Below are 15,262 nucleotides of genomic sequence, written 5' to 3' on the forward strand. Positions count from 1 at the left end.
ATCGTCTCCCGTTACCAGCGCTTGGCGTAGCCGGTGGTGAGCTCGGGACGGTTGTGTCGCCAGTCGGGCTCCTTGTCGAACTTGCGCTTGATGGACTGGCCGCGGCCCCAGCGCAGGATCGGGCCATAGCTGAACTTCGCGAGGTTGGACGAGAGCTTCGCGTTGGGGTCCTCGTCCATGAACGGCATGTACTTGTCGGGGAAGCCGGGCATGGTGCAGGCCATGCAGATGCCGCCGACGTTCGGGCAGCCGCCGACGCCGCTCTGCCAGCCGCGCAGCGGGACGTTGCACTTCACGACCGGGCCCTTGCAGCCGAGCTTCACGAGGCAGCGGTGGTCCGAGCCGTACTCGGTGGCGAAGTTGCCCTGCTCGTAGAAGGCCGCGCGGTTGCAGCTCTCGTGCGCGGTGCGCCCGAAGAGCGACGTCGGCCGGCCGGCCTCGTCGAGCTCCGGCACCGGCGCCATCCCCGCGAGCGCGAACACGAGGTGCATGAGCATCTCGGTCATGTTGTCCGGCTGGGCGGGGCAGCCCGGGATGTTCACGATCGGGATACCGGCCTTCGACTTCCAGCCCCAGCCGAGGTAGTCGCGGACGCCCATCGCGCCGGTCGGGTTGTTCTTCATCGCCGGGATGCCGCCGTACGTGGCGCACGTCCCGATCGCGACGACGGCGGACGCCTGCGGCGAGAGCCGGTCGATCCACTCGTTGACGGTGATCGGCTGCTTCGTCGTCTTGTCGTACGCGAAGCCGGTCCAGTGGCCATCGCCGTTGATCCTCTCGTTGCCGAGCGAGCCCTCGATGATGAGGACGAACGGGTCGAGGAGACCCTTCTCCGCGTCGTACCACGCCTGCGCGTAGTCGTCGCCGACCTCGTAGGCGAGCACCTGGTTGTGGACCACGACCTTCGGCATCCCGGGGATCGCCCCGGTGATGATGTCCTCCAGGCTCGGGTTGGTGGCCGAGGTCATGGCCACCGAATCGCCTTCACACGAGAGCCCGACGGTCATCCACAGCACGTGTGCGGTGATCGCCTCCGTCGTTGCCTGGTTCGGTACGAACTCCGTCGCCGACATGCGTCGCCTCCTCAGCAGATTCTCGGCAGCGGGTCGCCTACGAGCTGATCCATGACCCGCCGGCCGCCAAAGGCCGTCTCAACGAGCACCATCCCTGGGGGCTCGGTCCTCACGTCCGCGATGTGCGCGGCCTGCTCGCCGCCCTCCATCGCCCGGAGCGCGGCGAGTGCCGCCTCCGCCTTCTCCTGTTGCACGACCGCCACGAACACGCCCTCGTTCGCGACATGCATCGGGTCGATGCCAAGAATCTCCGCGGCGCCGGCGACGGCGGGGTGCACGGGCACCGCCGCCTCGCGGACGAGCATCGCCACGCCGGACGCGCGCGCGAGCTCGTTGAGCACCGACGCCACGCCGCCGCGGGTGGCGTCGCGCAGGCAGCGCAGCTCCGGGCCGCAGACGTCGAGCAGCGCGTCGACGTGCGGCCACAGGCAGCGCGTGTCCGAGACGATCTCCGCGCCGAGCTCGAACTCGCCGCGGGCGAGCATGATCGCGGTGCCGTGCTCCCCGATCGGGCCGGACACGAGGATCGCGTCGCCCGGCCTGAGGGACGCCGGGCTGAGCGTCGCGCGCGGGTCGCGCCGTCCCAGGCCCGTCGTGCAGATGTACATCTGGTCGCAGTGGCCGCGCTCGACGACCTTCGTGTCGCCGGCGATGATCTTCACGCCGGCGACCTCCGCGGCGCGGGCGATGGCGGCGATCTCGGCCTTCAGGACGTCGGCCCCCAGGCCCTCCTCCAGGATGAGCGAGAGCGTGAGGGCGAGCGGCCGCGCCCCGGCCATCGCGAGGTCGTTGACCGTGCCGTTGACCGCGAGCTCCCCGATCGAGCCGCCGGGGAAGACGATCGGCCTGACGACGAAGCTGTCGGTCGTCATCGCGAGCTCGGCGGTCCCGACGGTGAGCTCGCCCGCGTCGCCGAGCCGGTCGAGCGCGGGCGACGCGAAGGCGGGCAGCAGCAGCCCCTCGATGAGCGCGGCGGTCGCCTTGCCGCCCGCGCCGTGGGACATCGTGATGCGCTCGTCGCGGAACTTCGGCCGCTTCGCGCGGGTCTTCTCGATGATCCCGAGGATGCGCGTCTCGCGGTCGGTCACCGGGGTCGCCATGGCTCAGACCACCTCGCGCTCGCGGGAGAAGCGGCCGTAGTTGTAGTAGGCGGCGCAGGCGCCCTCGCTCGAGACCATGCACGTGCCGATCGGGCGCTCGGGCGTGCACGCGGTCCCGAAGACCTTGCACTCCCACGGCCGGATGACGCCCTTGAGCACCTCGCCGCACTGGCACGCCTTCGGGTCGGCGATCCGGACGCCGGGGACGGAGAAGCGCCGTTCGGCGTCCATGTCCGCGTAGGCGTCCGACAGCCGCAGGCCGCTCTGGGAGATGAAGCCCAGGCCGCGCCACTCGAAGTGCGGGCGCAGCGCGAAGACCTCGGCCATGACCTCCAGCGCGCGGAGATTGCCCTCGTACGGGACGACGCGCGAGTACTGGTTCTCGACCTCGCAGCGCCCGTCGCGCAGCTGGGTCAGGATCATGAGGACCGACTGCAGGATGTCGACGGGCTCGAAGCCGCTGACGACGACGGGCTTGCCGTAGTCGGCGGGGATGAACTCGAGCGGGCGGGCGCCGACGACGGTCGAGACGTGGCCGGGGCCGATGAAGCCGTCCAGGCGCAGGTCGGGCGAGTCGAGCAGCGCGCGCAGCGGCGGCACGATCGTCACGTGGTTGCAGAAGCAGGAGAAGTTCTCGACGCCCTCGGCCTTCGCCCGCTTGAGCGTCAGGGCGGTCGACGGCGCCGTCGTCTCGAAGCCGATGGCGAAGAAGACGACCTCGCGGCCGGGCTCGCTCTTGGCGATCCGCAGCGCGTCGAGCGGCGAGTAGACCATCCGCACGTCGGCGCCGGCGGCCTTCGCCTCCATGAGCGTCCCGTTCGAGCCGGGCACGCGCATCATGTCGCCGAAGCACGTGAAGATGACGCCCGGCTCGTGGGCCATGGCGATCGCGTCGTCGACGCGGCCCATCGGGATGACGCAGACCGGGCAGCCGGGGCCGTGGACGAGCTCGACGTTCTCGGGGAGGAGATCGTCGACGCCGTAGCGGTAGATCGAGTGCGTGTGTCCGCCGCAGACCTCCATGAGCTTCAGGTGCGTGCCGGGGTCCACCGTCTGGCGGATCTCGGCGGCGAGCGCACGGCCGAGCTCGGGGTCGCGGAACTCGTCGACGAACCTCATGCGCGGTCTCCGTTCAGGTTCAGCAGCGCGGTGCCGGCGTGCACGAGCAGGGTGTGGCCCGGCTCGGCGTCGACGAGGGCGACCTCGACGGTATGGTGCTCGCCGGCGAGGTCCTCGCAGAGTGCGAGGCCGCGGGCCTCGTCGAGCTGCAGGACGACCATCGGCGTCCCCTCGTCGCTGCAGGTGATGCAGTGGTTAGCGTGGTCGGTCGCGCAGGCCAGGGCGATCGCGGCCGAGGCGTCGAGGGAGCTCATTCGATGAGGCTCTCCCGGAGCTCCGCGAGCTCCGTCTCGAAGTCCTGCCCCATCCCGCGGAGCATGAGCAGGGTCTGCGCCGCCTCGGCCTCGTCGACCTTCGAGATCGCGAAGCCGACGTGGATGAGCACCCAGTCGCCTGGCTCGATCGGGTCGCCCTCGGCGTCCATCAGGCCGACGTTCACCGTGCGCTGGACCCCGGCGACATCGACCCGGGCGAGGCGGTTCGCCTCGTCCACGATCTCCATCACCCTTCCCGGGATGGCCAGGCACATATGTCGTTCCCCTGGTGCTCAGTCCACGGCCGCCTCCGTCTGAGACCGGCCTGTCCGAGCCATCATGCGCCCGCCGGACTTCGTGACGCAAACAACTTGACCGCGGTGGTCTACTGATATGTGAGATGCCTGTTCCGGAGGAACGCCTCGGCAGCAAACGCGAGCTTCTGCGGGACGCCGCGTACGTGAGGTTGTGCGCCGCGATCGTCGACGGCACGCTCGAACCGGGCGAGCACCTGCACGATCCCGAGCTGTGCGCGTGGCTCGGCCTGAGCCGCACCCCGGTCCGCGAGGCGCTGCACCGGCTGGCCGACGAGGGCCTCGTCGAGTCCTCGCCGCAGCGCTACACGCGGGTCACGGAGATCACGGGGCCGGCCGCGCACGACGCCTTCCCGATGCTCGCCGCGGTCCACGGCCTCGCCACGGAGCTCGCGGTCCCCCACCTCACGGCGCGGGACGTCACGACGCTCGAGTCCGCGCAGGAGGCGTTCCTCGCCGCGCTGCACGCCCAGGACGGACCGCGGGCCTTCGCGGCGGACGACCGCTTCCACGGCGTGTTCGTCGCGCGGGCCGACAACGCCTACGTCGTCCGGGCGCTCGAGCGGCTCGACCCGACGGTGCACCGGATGGAGCGCCTCGCGCTCCGGACCCTCCCCGGCGGCCGGTCGGTCGCGCAGCACACGGCGATCATCGAGCGGGCGCGGGCCGGCAACGCCGCCGCCGCGGCGAGCGCCGCCCGCGCGAACTGGCTCACGCTCGGCGCGCTCGTCGAGCAGTCCCTCGCGCCGCCCGCCGCGAACTGAGCGCCCCTCACCCGTTCTCGAGGCGCTGCGCGGCGATGCCCTCGCGGAGCCCGAGGTACACGCAGACGACGAACGCGACGATGCCCGCCGCGAACATGATCGGGACGAGGAGACCGAGCAGGCCGCCGAATACGATCGCGAGGACCCCGCGGATCCACCACGCGCGCCCCGCCTTGCGCAGCGCGAGGATCCGCTCCTCGGTCTCCGCCTGGCGCTGTGCCTCCCGTCCGCGTCTGCGCTGTCTCGCCATGGGCGGGAGTCTGACTGATCCACCGGGCCGCCGGGCACGGAGAGAAGGTGATGCTCGACGCCGCGCTGGACCGCGCCCTGGACCTGACGATCGCCCCCGGCTACTCGCGGGTGGGCTACGAGCTGCGGCGCCGCTCGTGGCCCGGCGGCGGGGCCGACCTGCCGCAGATGGAGGGACGGACCGTCCTCGTCACCGGGGCGACCGCGGGCATCGGCCGCGCCGCCGCCGAGCGCTTCGCCGGCCTCGGGGCGCGGACGCTGCTGCTCGCCCGGAGCGCCGAGCGGGGCGAGCGGGCCCGCGCGGAGATCGCGGCCGCGACGGGCAACCCGGACGTCGCGGTCGTCCTCGGGGACCTCGGGTCCCTCGGCTCGATCCGGGAGGCCGTCGCCCGCATCACCGAGCACGAGGCGGCCCTCCACGTCCTCGTGAACAACGCCGGCGTCATGGCCCCCGAGCGCACGCTGTCCGCCGACGGCATCGAGCTGACCTTCGCGACGAACGTCCTCGGCACGTTCGCGCTCACCGAGGGCCTGCTGCCTCTCATGCGCTCGAGCGCCCCGGCGCGCATCGTCACCGTCTCCTCCGGCGGCATGTACGGGCAGAAGCTCGACCTCGGCGACCTGCAGACCGAGCGGGCCGAGTACGCCCCCGCTGCGGTCTACGCGCGGACGAAGCGCGCCCAGGTCCTGCTCACGCAGGAGTGGGCCGTCGCGCTCGCCGGCACCGGCGTCGTCGCCCACGCGATGCACCCCGGCTGGGCGGACACCCCGGGCGTCCGCGACTCCCTCCCGCGCTTCCACCGCGTCCTCGGTCCGGCGCTGCGCACGCCCGAGCAGGGCGCCGACACGATCGTCTGGCTCGGCGCGGCGGCGGAGCCGGGACGGTCGAGCGGCGGCTTCTGGCACGACCGGCGCCGGCGGCCGGTGAACCTCCTGCCGACGACGCGGGCGAAGCCGGGTGACGGGGCACGGCTCGTGGCGGAGTGCCGGGGGCTGGTGGGGTAGCGGGGCCCGACCGCCCGGCGAACGGGTGCCTGAGCGCCGAGCACCGAGCCCTACCGCACCCCCACCAGGTCCACCACGAACACGAGCGTCTCGTCCGGGCCGATGACCGGCGGGGCGCCGCGCTTGCCGTAGCCCATCATCGGCGGGATGGTGATGCGGCGGCGGCCGCCGACCTTCATGCCGGCGACGCCCTGGTCCCAGCCCTGGATGACCTGGCCCTTGCCGAGACCGAACTTGAACGTGTCGCCGCGGTCCCAGGAGGCGTCGAACTGCTTGCCGCTGGACCACGAGACGCCGACGTAGTGGACCTCGACCGTGTGGCCGGCCTGGGCCTCGGGGCCGTCGCCGACGACGAGGTCGTCGAGCTCGAGCTGGTAGGAGGGGTCGGTCCCGACCGGGACGTCGACGGTGGGCTTCTCGTCAGTGGACATGCCCGCGAGTCTATGCCGCGCGGTACCGCCGGGGCGTGTCCTCCCCTGCCCTCATCCCCCTAGATGGTTCGTTCCACGGATCGGTCAGGCGTAGTAGGCAGTGAGGTTGCGTGGTGGGCGGCCGAGGCGTTCGTTGAGAGCGATCGCGGCGGTGAGAGCGAGGAACTTGGCGGCCAGGCGGGTGCGGAGCGTGTGGAGCTCGCGGGCGCGGTGGTCCTCGAGGTTGAGCATGTCTTTGCATGTCCAGAAGATCGATTCCACGCATTGCCGGATCGGGGCCAGGTGCGGCTCTTTGCCGGCCTCGTCCTTGCGTCGGGGGCGGACGATCGTGGCGCCGAGCGCGGAGGCTTGGGCGTGGAAGTCGCGGCCGGAGTAGCCCTTGTCGCCGATGACGGTGACCGGGCCGTTGCGGTGGCAGCGGGCGAGCATGTCCAGCGCGACGTCTCGTTCGCCCGTTTTCGGGGAGGTCAGGGCAAGGGCGCGTGGAGTGCCGTCGGTCGCGAACAGGCCGTGCAGGCGGAAGCCCCAGAAGAAGCGGGAATGGCTGGCGCAGTAGCCGTACTCCGCGGCGTTGCCCAGGGCGCTGCGGCGCGTCGTTTCGACCGAGCGACCGCATTCGACCGGTGTGCTGTCGACCACGAGCAGGTCGTCGTCAAAGCCGTTGGTGTGGCGGGCGAACTCGAGGATCAGCGCTTCGATTTTGTCCGACAGGCGCTGGCGGCGTTTGACGAAACCCGGGCGCTTGGGCAGTCGCGGGAACAGGTGCCCCAAGCGATGCGGTGCCATCGCCCAGAACTGCTCGTCAGAGCTGATCCGCAGTACCTGCTGAGCCACGCTCAACGTGACGACCTCCGCGTCGGTCAAGATCCGTTTGGCGTTCTTGCCCTTCGCAGGCAGGAGATCGTCGCAGGTGCAGTAAACAGCGATCAGCAGCAGGTCGAGGTCGGCGTCCATCGAGGCCCCCAGGGTCGGCGTTGGCGAGATAGCACCGCCGACTTCGACCTGCCTGCTTATGTCACCTGCCTACCCGACTCCTCCGCCCCCGCCGTGGAACGAACCATCTAGAAGGTGAAGCCGGTCTGCAGCTGCTTGACCATGATCTGGCTCAGCAGGTTGGCGCCGGCGTCGTTCAGGTGGATGCCGTCGGGCTGGCGGATGATCGTGTCCTTGCCGCCGATCGGGATCGCGGCCTGGTACTTCCCGCCCGGGCTGAAGGTCGGGATCGTGTCGAAGATCGTGACCTGCCGGCCGTAGGGCGCGGCGGCGACGCGCAGCGCCTCGTTGACGACCTTCGCGATCGCCTGCCGCGCGGACCGCTGCTGCGCCGGGATCGTGAGCCAGTAGACGTGCGTCTTCCCGCCCGCGCGGTACGTGTTCATCATCTGCCGCGCGCGGTTGGCGTAGATCGCCGCCCAGTCGGCGCCGCAGCACGGCACGTCCTTGCCCGCGGCGTTCTTCATCGGGAAGCCCTCGTTGGCCCCCATGAACATGATCACCGCGTCCGGCTTGTCCTTCTGCTTCTCGGTGACCGCGAGGCGGCCCCAGTCGACGAGGTCGGTCTTGGAGATGCCGGAGCCGAGCTTGAAGTCCTGCACGACCTTCACGCCCTTGGGCGCGAGCGCGCGGCCGAGCGCCGGCGCGAGCAGCTGGGAGAGCGAGTCGCCCGCGACGACGAGCGTCTTGAGCGGGAGCTTCGGGTCGGGCTTCGCGCCGATCGACGCCGGGTTGAACGCGTCCGGGGTGACGAGGGGGACGGCGTTCGCCACGCCCGCGCCCGCGGCACCCGCGGGCGGCGCCTGGTCGAAGCCACCGGTCTTCGCGAGCTCCTGATCGGGCGAGAGCCCGGCGGTCAGCTCGTGCGCGGCGTGGTGCAGCGGCAGCAGCTTGCCGACCCAGCCCGAGGGCTTCGCGACGGCGAGGACGACGTCGCGCTGCCAGCCGGGCGAGAGCTGCTCGCCGGTGTGCTTCATCGAGCGGCCCTGGATGAGGACGAGCACGAACGCCGCGACGAACACCGTGATGATCGCGTCGCGCGCGCGGAAGCGCTGCGAGTTCTTCTCGAAGCGGTCCATCAGGGCGTCGTCGTCGGCCATGTGGTCGGTCCTCTCAGAAGCGGAAGTAGATGAAGGGGGCGACGCCCTGGCTCGAGATCGTCGCGGTGGCGACGACGACGAGGACGGCGAGGCCCGCGCCGAGGGCGACGGGCCGCAGCCCCTCGAACCAGATCGTCGCCCGCTGCAGGAAGCCGGTCGGCACGAGCTGCAGCCCGATCGTCAGGCCGACGGCGAGCGCGACGCCGGGCGTCAGGAGCGTGAGCGCCCCGGGGTCGGCCAGGCGCTTGAGGAAGTCACCGAGCTGACCGATGTCCTGCGCGCGGAAGACGATCCACCCGAGCACGACCCCGTGGAAGGTGACGAACCAGCGGACGAAGACCGGGAGCTTCACGCGGCCGCCCCACATGCGCTCGAGCACCTGGTAGAGCCCGTGCAGGCCACCCCAGATGACGAACGTCCACGCCGCGCCATGCCACAGGCCGCCCAACAGCATCGTGAGCATGAGGTTGCGGTAGACGAACCACTTCCCGCCCCGGTTGCCGCCGAGCGGGATGTAGAGGAAGTCGCGCAGGAACCGCGACAGCGTCATGTGCCAGCGGCGCCAGAAGTCCTGGAACCCGGTCGCCTTGTACGGGCTGTTGAAGTTCTGCGGGAAGACGTAGCCCATGAGCAGCGCGAGGCCGATCGCCATGTCCGTGTAGCCGGAGAAGTCGCAGTAGATCTGCGCCGTGTACGCGTACGCCGCGAGCAGGACGTCGGGCGCGTGGAACTGCTGCGGCACGCCGAACACCGGGTCGACGACCGACCGCGCGAGGTAGTCGGCGATGACGACCTTCTTCACGAGGCCGAGCGCGATGAGCGAGATGCCGGCCCCGACCGCGACGCGGCTGGGGTCCCGCGGCTTGAGCAGCTGCGGGAGGAACTCCTTCGCCCGGACGATGGGCCCGGCGACGAGGTGCGGGAAGAAGCTCAGGTACAGCGCGACGTCGAGCGTCGGGGACGGCTCGACCTGGCGGCGGTAGACGTCGACGACGTAGGAGATCGCCTGGAAGGTGAAGAAGCTGATGCCGACGGGGAGCGCGATCGTCAGCAGCGGCAGCGGCGACCCGAGCCCGATCTTGTCGAGCGTGTCGCTCAGACTCGAGACGAAGAACGAGTAGTACTTGAACACGCCGAGGGCGGCGAGGTCGATGGTGACGACGCTCACGATGAGCTGCTTGCGGCGCCGCTCGTCGTCCGTCCGCGCGATGAGCTTCGCGAAGCCCTGGTTGACGAGCGTCACGCCGCCGAGCAGGAGGCAGAACCGCGGGTTCGCCGCCGCGTAGAACACGTAGCTCGCGAGGACGATGAACGGCTTCCAGTACCGCGGGCGCGACATGAGCGCCCACGACAGCGTCAGGACGACGGGGAAGAAGATCGCGAACTGAACGGTGGGGAAGAGCATCGTGGGACGGCGGACGTGCGGGCGGCGGGCGCACGCCGAGGGCGGACACAGCGGCACACGACGTGCTCGGGCGCCCCCTGGCCAGCGGCGGATGATAGAGAAGCGACCCGCCGCTGCGAGTCCCCCACGCGGTCGCGCCCGTGGCCGGATGGCGCCCCGGCGCGGCACTGTGCGCAGGCGGACCGGTACTCCGGAGCGTCTTGTAGCGTTTCAGCACACATGACGGCTTCTCGACTTGGGCGCATGGCGGCGGCAGGGGCGCGCCTCGCACGGCGGGACGGGCGCGCGGTCGCGGTCTGCGGTGTCGCCTTCACCGTGGCGGTCGCGGTCGGCCAGGCGTCCGGCCAGGTGACGACCACGACGCTCCCCAGTGCCGCGACGAATCCCCCGTGCTTCGGCGCGGCCGCCCGTGACCACCAGCACCCCTGCAGCAACGCGCAGCTCCGCTACAAGGTCCTCCCGACGCCCGACGACGCCGTCATCGAGCCGAACGCCGAGTGCACCCCGGTCGTCACAAAGGCGCGGCCGTTCGTCTGCACGTTCGGGTTCGTCCCGCCGGAGGCGGCCCGCGCCGACACGACCGTCGCCCTCGTCGGCGACAGCCACGCGACCCACTGGCGCGCCGCGCTGGACCCGGTCGCCCGCAGCGAGGAGTGGGCCGGCGTCTCCCTCACCCGCTCGAGCTGCCCGTTCTCCACGACGACCCCCGTCCTCGACAAGGCGACGGCGCGCGCGTGCGTGAAGTGGAACCCGCAGGTGCAGGCGTGGTTCCGCCGCCACAGGGAGGTCTCGACGGTCTTCACCTCCGAGCACATCCAGGTGCGCGTGAAGGACTCGAGGCACCGCGGCCAGTTCGAGGCGAAGGTCCGCGGCTACATGAACCAGTGGCGCGCGCTGCCGAGCACGGTCAAGCACGTCGTGGTCATCAAGGACACGCCGCGCGCGACGGGCAACACGGCCGACTGCGTCACGAACGCCCTCCACAAGAAGGAGCGCGCCGGCGCGGCCTGCGCGATCCCGCGGAGCTTCGCGATCAAGCCGGACCCGGCGGTCGAGGCGGTCCGGCGACTGCACTCCAGCCGCTACCTCGCGATCGACATGACCTCGTACTTCTGCTCCGCGCGCTCCTGCCCGCCGGTCATCGGCGGCGCGCTCGTCTTCAAGGACCCGGGGCACATCACGCGGGTCTACGGCGAGACGCTGGGCCCGTACCTGCAGCGCGCGATCGAGGCGCTCGCGCCCTTCCGGCCGAAGCCGGATCCGGGCGCGGCGCCGTCGAGGACCGGCTAGGAGATGTCCTGCTGGTAGGTGTAGACGACCTTCTTGCTGCCGCGCGTGCAGGTGACGCGGGCGTCGTACTCGATGGCGCTCTTGACGCGCTTCTCGGTGCACTTGTAGCCGTCGACGCGTGAGCACGTGCCGGTCTTGCCGTGCCGGGTGCGGCACCGGTAGTGGTCCTTCATGACCTTCGTGCCCGTCCTGCAGCTGACGTGCGAGACCTTCAGCGACGTGTAGTAGCCGACGCCCGGGTACTTCGGCGTCTTGCAGCTGGCGGCGGCCGAGGCGGTCACGGGGCTGGCGGTGGCCGCCGTGTCGGCCGCGAGGACCGGGACGGCGCCCGCGATACAGGCGGCGACGGCGAGGGACCGCGCGCGCGGGAGGCGGCTGAGCATCAGGTGGAACTCCTTGGATCGGGGCATCTTCGGGAACGTAACAGTGAGGTAAACCGCTTCGATGCGGTGCGGGTTACACATCTCACGAACGTCTCACGAAGCCGGTCACGTGGCGCACGGCCCCCGCGCCCCGCCTGACGGCGCGTCCGCCGGTACCCTGAGCGCGTGTCCGCGAGCGTTCAGGCAGAGGTCGTCATCGTCGGTGCGGGCTTCGGGGGGATCGCGGCCGCGATCGAGCTCGGGCAACACGGCTTCCGGGACGTCAAGCTCCTCGAGAAGGCCCCGCAGTCCGGCGGCACCTGGTTCCACAACAGCTACCCGGGCGCGGCGTGCGACGTCCCGAGCCACCTGTACTCGTACTCGTTCGCCACGCGGCGCGACTGGAAGCGGCTGTGCTCGCCGCAGAGCGAGATCCTCGACTACATCCACGAGGTCGCCCGCGAGCACGGCGTCGACCGGCAGATCGTGACCGACACGACGGTCACCGCGGTGAGCTGGGACGACGCCGCCCGCCGCTGGTCGGTCACGACCGAGGACGGTCCGACCTACGAGGCCTCCGCCGTCGTCATCGCGACCGGGCAGCTGCACCAGCCCGCCTACCCGCGGATCGCGGGCGTCGAGACGTTCGCCGGCCACAGCTTCCACTCGGCCGGGTGGGACCACGACTACGACCTGCGCGGCAAGCGCATCGCGGTCATCGGGAGCGGTGCGAGCGCGGTGCAGTTCGTCCCCGAGATCGCGGAGGTCGCGGGCCGGCTGTCGGTCTTCCAGCGCTCGGGCAACTGGTTCCTGCCGCGCAGGAACCGCCGCTACCCGAAGGCTGTCGCCGCGGCGATCCGGTACGTCCCCGGCCTGCAGGCCGCGCGGCGGCGCTACCTCTACCACTACGGCGAGGTGCTGACGCTCGCGATCCGCCATCCGAAGACGTGGGGCCGCATCGGCGCCGCGCGCAGCGCCGCCTTCATGCGCTGGCAGCTGCGCGACCCCGAGGTGCGGCGCAAGGCGTGGCCGGACTACACGTTCGGGTGCAAGCGCGTCCTGTTCAGCTCGAAGTGGCTGCCGGCGCTGCAGCGGCCCAACGTCGAGCTCGTGACCGACCGCGTCACCGGCCTCGAGCCCGAGGGCGTGCGGACCGACGACGGCCGCCTGCACGAGGTCGACTGCGTCATCTACGGCACCGGCTTCCGGACGACCGACTTCATGTTCCCGATGCGGGTGACCGGCGTCGGGGGCCGCGATCTCGCCACCGACTGGGCCGACGGGGCGCACGCGCACCTCGGCCTGAGCGTCCCGGGCTACCCGTCGCTGTTCGTCATGTACGGGCCGAACACGAACACCTCCGGCGGCTCGATCATCGTCTACCTCGAGGCGCAGGCGCGCTACATCCGGCAGGCGCTGGAGCACGTCCGCCACGCCGGCGCGCAGGCGATCGACGTGCGGCCCGAGGTCGAGGCCGCGAGCGACCGCGAGGTCCAGGCGCGCTTCGCGGGGACGGCGTGGACCGCCTGCGACTCCTGGTACCGCACCGACGACGGGCGGATCGTCGCGAACTGGCCGGGCTACATGCGCGAGTACGAGGAGCGCACGCGGACGCTCGACGCGAGCCAGTTCGTCCTCCTGCGCGCCGACGGGGACGAGCACGTCCAGGCCGGCGCGACCGTCGGCGCGGGCGAGCCGGGCTGACGCGCGCGTGCCGCGCCGCCGGCTGACCGGGTTCGTGGCGGCGGCGGCCCTCGCCGGGGCCGGCGCCGTCGGCGCGCCGGTCGCGGATGCGGCGACCGCCCGCGACGGCAGCCTCGCGCTGGCCACCGGCGGGCAGTTCGTGCTGCAGCCGGTCGGGGGCGGCAGCGCGCGCCGCGCCGCCGGGCCCGGCGTCTCGATCGTCGGGACCTCGCGCGGCGGCGGGCTCGTCGCCCTCTCCAGCGGGGCGGGCGGGGACGTGACGATCACGACGCCCGGCGGCCGGGTCATCCGCCGCTTCGCGTTCGGCGGCATCGTCGTGCACTCCCTCGACATCTCGCCCGACGGGCGCACGCTCGCGCTCACCGCGTTCCGCAACGCCGAGCCGTATCCCGGCCACCTCTTCCCGTACCTCGCGCGGGTTGACGGCCGCGACCTGCGCCGTCTGCGCACGCGCACGCGCTTCGTCTACGACCTGCGGTTCACGCCAGACGGCGGCTCCCTCGTGTACGCCGGCGCCCCAAGCGCCGGCACGCAGGTGGGCTGCGCGTCGCTGCGCCGTGTCCGGGCCGACGGCGCGGCCGACGCGGCCGTCTACCCCGCGGGACGCACCCCCGGCCGGCCGTGCGTCGTGACCCTCGCGCTGTCGCCGGGCGGCGACGGGGCGGCCTTCACCGGCGACCCCGACCCGGCGCGGCCGTCCCCGGACGGCGCGGTGCGCACGGCCGCCTACCGCGTGCGCCTGAGCGGGCCGTCGATCCCGGCGCTCGTCCAGCGCGCGGCGTACGCCGTCGCGTGGGCGCCGGGCGGCGGGCGCATCGCGTTCAGCACGCCGGCGGGGACGTTCTACGCCGCCTCGTCGGGGACGCCCCGCCCCGTCCTCGTGAGCCCGCTGTCGACCCTCTCGCTCGCGTGGCTGCGCCGCGCCGGCTGAGCCGACCGGCGAGTCCTCTCGTAGGGTCCTGACGTGGCCACCACGCACGAGCACGAACCGCTGTCGAAGACGTACCGCTTCGCGATGACCGCCTGCGCCCCGGCGATCCGCTGGTGGGGACGGCTCGAGGTCGTGGGGCTCGACGAGCTGCCGGTCGGCGTCCCGGTCCTCATCTGCGGCAACCACGACAGCCACTGGGACCCCGTCGCGATCGGTGTCGCCGGCAAGTCCCGCCGCCAGATCTGCGCGCTCGCCAAGGCGTCGATGTGGAAGCGTCCCGGCCTGCGCCACATCCTCGACGGGATGGGCCAGATCCCCATCGAGCGTGGCGCGGGGGACGTCGGCGCCCTCGACCGGGCGACGGAGATCCTCCGCGACGGCGCGTGCATCGGCATCTTCCCCGAGGGGACGCTGAGCCGCGGGGGGCCGCTGCGCGCCCGCAGCGGCATCGGCCGCCTCGCGGCGAACGTGCCCGAGGCGGAGGTCGTCTGCGTCGCGGTCACCGGGACCGTCGACCTCGTGCGCGGCCCGTTCACGCGGCCGCGCATCCGCGTCGAGTTCTTCCGTCCCGCCGGCGGCGGGCTGCAGGAGGGCGAGAGCCAGAAGGCGTTCGCCCAGCGGCTGCTCGACGAGGTCCGTGCGAAGGCGCCGGTCGTCGCCGCGGGGCGCAGGCCCGGGCGGAAGGCCGACGCTCCGTGAGCACGGAGGTCCGGCTGCGCGACGGGCGCCCGGAGGAGGTCGGCGTCCTCACCGAGCTGCAGCGCCGGGCCGCGATGGTCTGGGAGGAGGACCGCGCGATCCTCGAGGCGCATCCGGAGGCGGTCGCCGTCCCGCTCGACGCCGTCCGCGAGCGCCGCGTCCGCGTCGCCGCCGCGCCGGACGACACGCCGCTCGGCTTCGCGCTCGTCCTCCCGGTCACCGAAGGGGAGTGCGAGCTCGACGCGCTCTTCGTCGAGCCCGTCCTCCACGGCCGCGGACTCGGCCGGCGCCTGCTCGAGGACGTCGCGGCGCGCGTGCGCGCGGCGGGCGCGCGCGAGCTGTTCGTCGTCTCCGGCCCGGGCGCGGTCGGGTTCTACGAGCGGGCGGGCTTCCGCCCCGTCGGCGAGGTCCCGACCGCCTTCGGGCCCGCGCACCAGCTGGCGCGGGCCCTCTGAGCGCGGCGTGCGGC

At 72.2% G+C, this 15,262-nt stretch carries 18 protein-coding genes; 7 read left to right on the forward strand and 11 right to left on the reverse strand.

Annotated features, from left to right (window positions below; all coding sequences use genetic code 11):
• Nucleotides 1-11: 11 nt before the first annotated feature.
• From NBH00_RS22220 to NBH00_RS22240, 5 genes are read right to left on the reverse strand one after another with little or no spacing between them, the layout of a single operon-like run.
• Nucleotides 12-1,073, reverse strand: coding sequence for an NADH-quinone oxidoreductase subunit B family protein (locus tag NBH00_RS22220; RefSeq protein ID WP_302182662.1), 1,062 nt, complete (start codon nucleotides 1,071-1,073; stop codon nucleotides 12-14).
• Nucleotides 1,074-1,084: 11 nt separating this feature from the next.
• The gene (gene hypE, locus NBH00_RS22225; protein WP_254570754.1) at nucleotides 1,085-2,173 is read right to left on the reverse strand and encodes a hydrogenase expression/formation protein HypE; all 1,089 of its coding nucleotides are present in this window, start codon (nucleotides 2,171-2,173) and stop codon (nucleotides 1,085-1,087) included.
• A gap of 3 nt (nucleotides 2,174-2,176) precedes the next feature.
• Nucleotides 2,177-3,292: a hydrogenase formation protein HypD gene (gene hypD, locus NBH00_RS22230; protein ID WP_254570755.1), complete on the reverse strand. Its 1,116-nt coding sequence runs from the start codon at nucleotides 3,290-3,292 to the stop codon at nucleotides 2,177-2,179.
• Complete coding sequence (locus NBH00_RS22235; protein WP_254570756.1) at nucleotides 3,289-3,546, reverse strand: HypC/HybG/HupF family hydrogenase formation chaperone; 258 nt, start codon at nucleotides 3,544-3,546, stop codon at nucleotides 3,289-3,291. Before NBH00_RS22235 ends, hypD begins: the two co-directional genes overlap by 4 nt.
• Entirely contained in the window at nucleotides 3,543-3,821 is a 279-nt protein-coding gene (locus NBH00_RS22240; protein ID WP_302182663.1) for a HypC/HybG/HupF family hydrogenase formation chaperone, read from the reverse strand. The genes NBH00_RS22235 and NBH00_RS22240 overlap by 4 nt, the downstream gene beginning before the upstream one ends.
• 125 nt (nucleotides 3,822-3,946) lie before the next feature.
• Between NBH00_RS22240 and NBH00_RS22245 the strand changes: the two genes are divergently transcribed.
• Entirely contained in the window at nucleotides 3,947-4,624 is a 678-nt protein-coding gene (locus NBH00_RS22245) for a GntR family transcriptional regulator (protein WP_254570758.1), read from the forward strand.
• Nucleotides 4,625-4,631: 7 nt separating this feature from the next.
• Here NBH00_RS22245 and NBH00_RS22250 read toward each other — a convergent pair whose 3' ends face one another.
• On the reverse strand, nucleotides 4,632-4,874 hold the full coding sequence (locus tag NBH00_RS22250; protein ID WP_254570759.1) for a hypothetical protein: 243 nt from the start codon (nucleotides 4,872-4,874) through the stop codon (nucleotides 4,632-4,634).
• Between the two features lie 50 nt (nucleotides 4,875-4,924).
• On the opposite strand from NBH00_RS22250, the gene NBH00_RS22255 reads away from it, so the two are divergent.
• Nucleotides 4,925-5,878: an SDR family NAD(P)-dependent oxidoreductase gene (locus NBH00_RS22255; protein ID WP_254570760.1), complete on the forward strand. Its 954-nt coding sequence runs from the start codon at nucleotides 4,925-4,927 to the stop codon at nucleotides 5,876-5,878.
• Between the two features lie 50 nt (nucleotides 5,879-5,928).
• On the opposite strand, the gene NBH00_RS22260 is transcribed toward NBH00_RS22255, so the two are convergent.
• From NBH00_RS22260 to NBH00_RS22275, 4 genes are all read right to left on the reverse strand, one after another.
• Nucleotides 5,929-6,309, reverse strand: a complete 381-nt coding sequence (locus tag NBH00_RS22260; RefSeq protein ID WP_254570761.1) for an FKBP-type peptidyl-prolyl cis-trans isomerase — start codon at nucleotides 6,307-6,309, stop codon at nucleotides 5,929-5,931.
• 84 nt (nucleotides 6,310-6,393) lie between these two features.
• A complete protein-coding gene (locus NBH00_RS22265; protein WP_254569017.1) occupies nucleotides 6,394-7,263 on the reverse strand; it encodes an IS982 family transposase in 870 nt (289 codons plus the stop codon).
• A 107-nt stretch (nucleotides 7,264-7,370) separates the two neighbouring features.
• Nucleotides 7,371-8,402, reverse strand: coding sequence for a DUF459 domain-containing protein (locus NBH00_RS22270; protein ID WP_254570762.1), 1,032 nt, complete (start codon nucleotides 8,400-8,402; stop codon nucleotides 7,371-7,373).
• 13 nt (nucleotides 8,403-8,415) lie between these two features.
• Nucleotides 8,416-9,807: an MBOAT family O-acyltransferase gene (locus NBH00_RS22275; protein ID WP_254570763.1), complete on the reverse strand. Its 1,392-nt coding sequence runs from the start codon at nucleotides 9,805-9,807 to the stop codon at nucleotides 8,416-8,418.
• A 243-nt stretch (nucleotides 9,808-10,050) separates the two neighbouring features.
• Here NBH00_RS22275 and NBH00_RS22280 point away from each other — a divergent pair, with 243 nt between their 5' ends.
• Entirely contained in the window at nucleotides 10,051-11,097 is a 1,047-nt protein-coding gene (locus NBH00_RS22280; protein WP_254570764.1) for an SGNH hydrolase domain-containing protein, read from the forward strand.
• Here NBH00_RS22280 and NBH00_RS22285 read toward each other — a convergent pair.
• Nucleotides 11,094-11,507 carry a hypothetical protein gene (locus NBH00_RS22285; RefSeq protein WP_254570765.1) on the reverse strand — a complete coding sequence of 138 codons (414 nt, stop codon included), beginning with the start codon at nucleotides 11,505-11,507 and terminating at the stop codon, nucleotides 11,094-11,096. The genes NBH00_RS22280 and NBH00_RS22285 overlap by 4 nt on opposite strands.
• 138 nt (nucleotides 11,508-11,645) lie before the next feature.
• On the opposite strand from NBH00_RS22285, the gene NBH00_RS22290 reads away from it, so the two are divergent.
• From NBH00_RS22290 to NBH00_RS22305, 4 genes are read left to right on the forward strand one after another with little or no spacing between them, the layout of a single operon-like run.
• Nucleotides 11,646-13,163, forward strand: coding sequence for a flavin-containing monooxygenase (locus tag NBH00_RS22290; protein WP_254570766.1), 1,518 nt, complete (start codon nucleotides 11,646-11,648; stop codon nucleotides 13,161-13,163).
• A 7-nt stretch (nucleotides 13,164-13,170) separates the two neighbouring features.
• Nucleotides 13,171-14,094 carry a TolB-like translocation protein gene (locus NBH00_RS22295; protein ID WP_254570767.1) on the forward strand — a complete coding sequence of 308 codons (924 nt, stop codon included), beginning with the start codon at nucleotides 13,171-13,173 and terminating at the stop codon, nucleotides 14,092-14,094.
• 33 nt (nucleotides 14,095-14,127) lie between these two features.
• Entirely contained in the window at nucleotides 14,128-14,793 is a 666-nt protein-coding gene (locus NBH00_RS22300; protein WP_254570768.1) for a lysophospholipid acyltransferase family protein, read from the forward strand.
• Nucleotides 14,790-15,248, forward strand: a complete 459-nt coding sequence (locus NBH00_RS22305) for a GNAT family N-acetyltransferase (RefSeq protein WP_254570769.1) — start codon at nucleotides 14,790-14,792, stop codon at nucleotides 15,246-15,248. The genes NBH00_RS22300 and NBH00_RS22305 overlap by 4 nt, the downstream gene beginning before the upstream one ends.
• Nucleotides 15,249-15,262 lie beyond the last annotated feature (14 nt).

It is taken from the genome of Paraconexibacter antarcticus (assembly GCF_024220175.1).
GTDB classification, from domain to species: Bacteria; Actinomycetota; Thermoleophilia; order Solirubrobacterales; family Solirubrobacteraceae; genus Paraconexibacter; species Paraconexibacter antarcticus.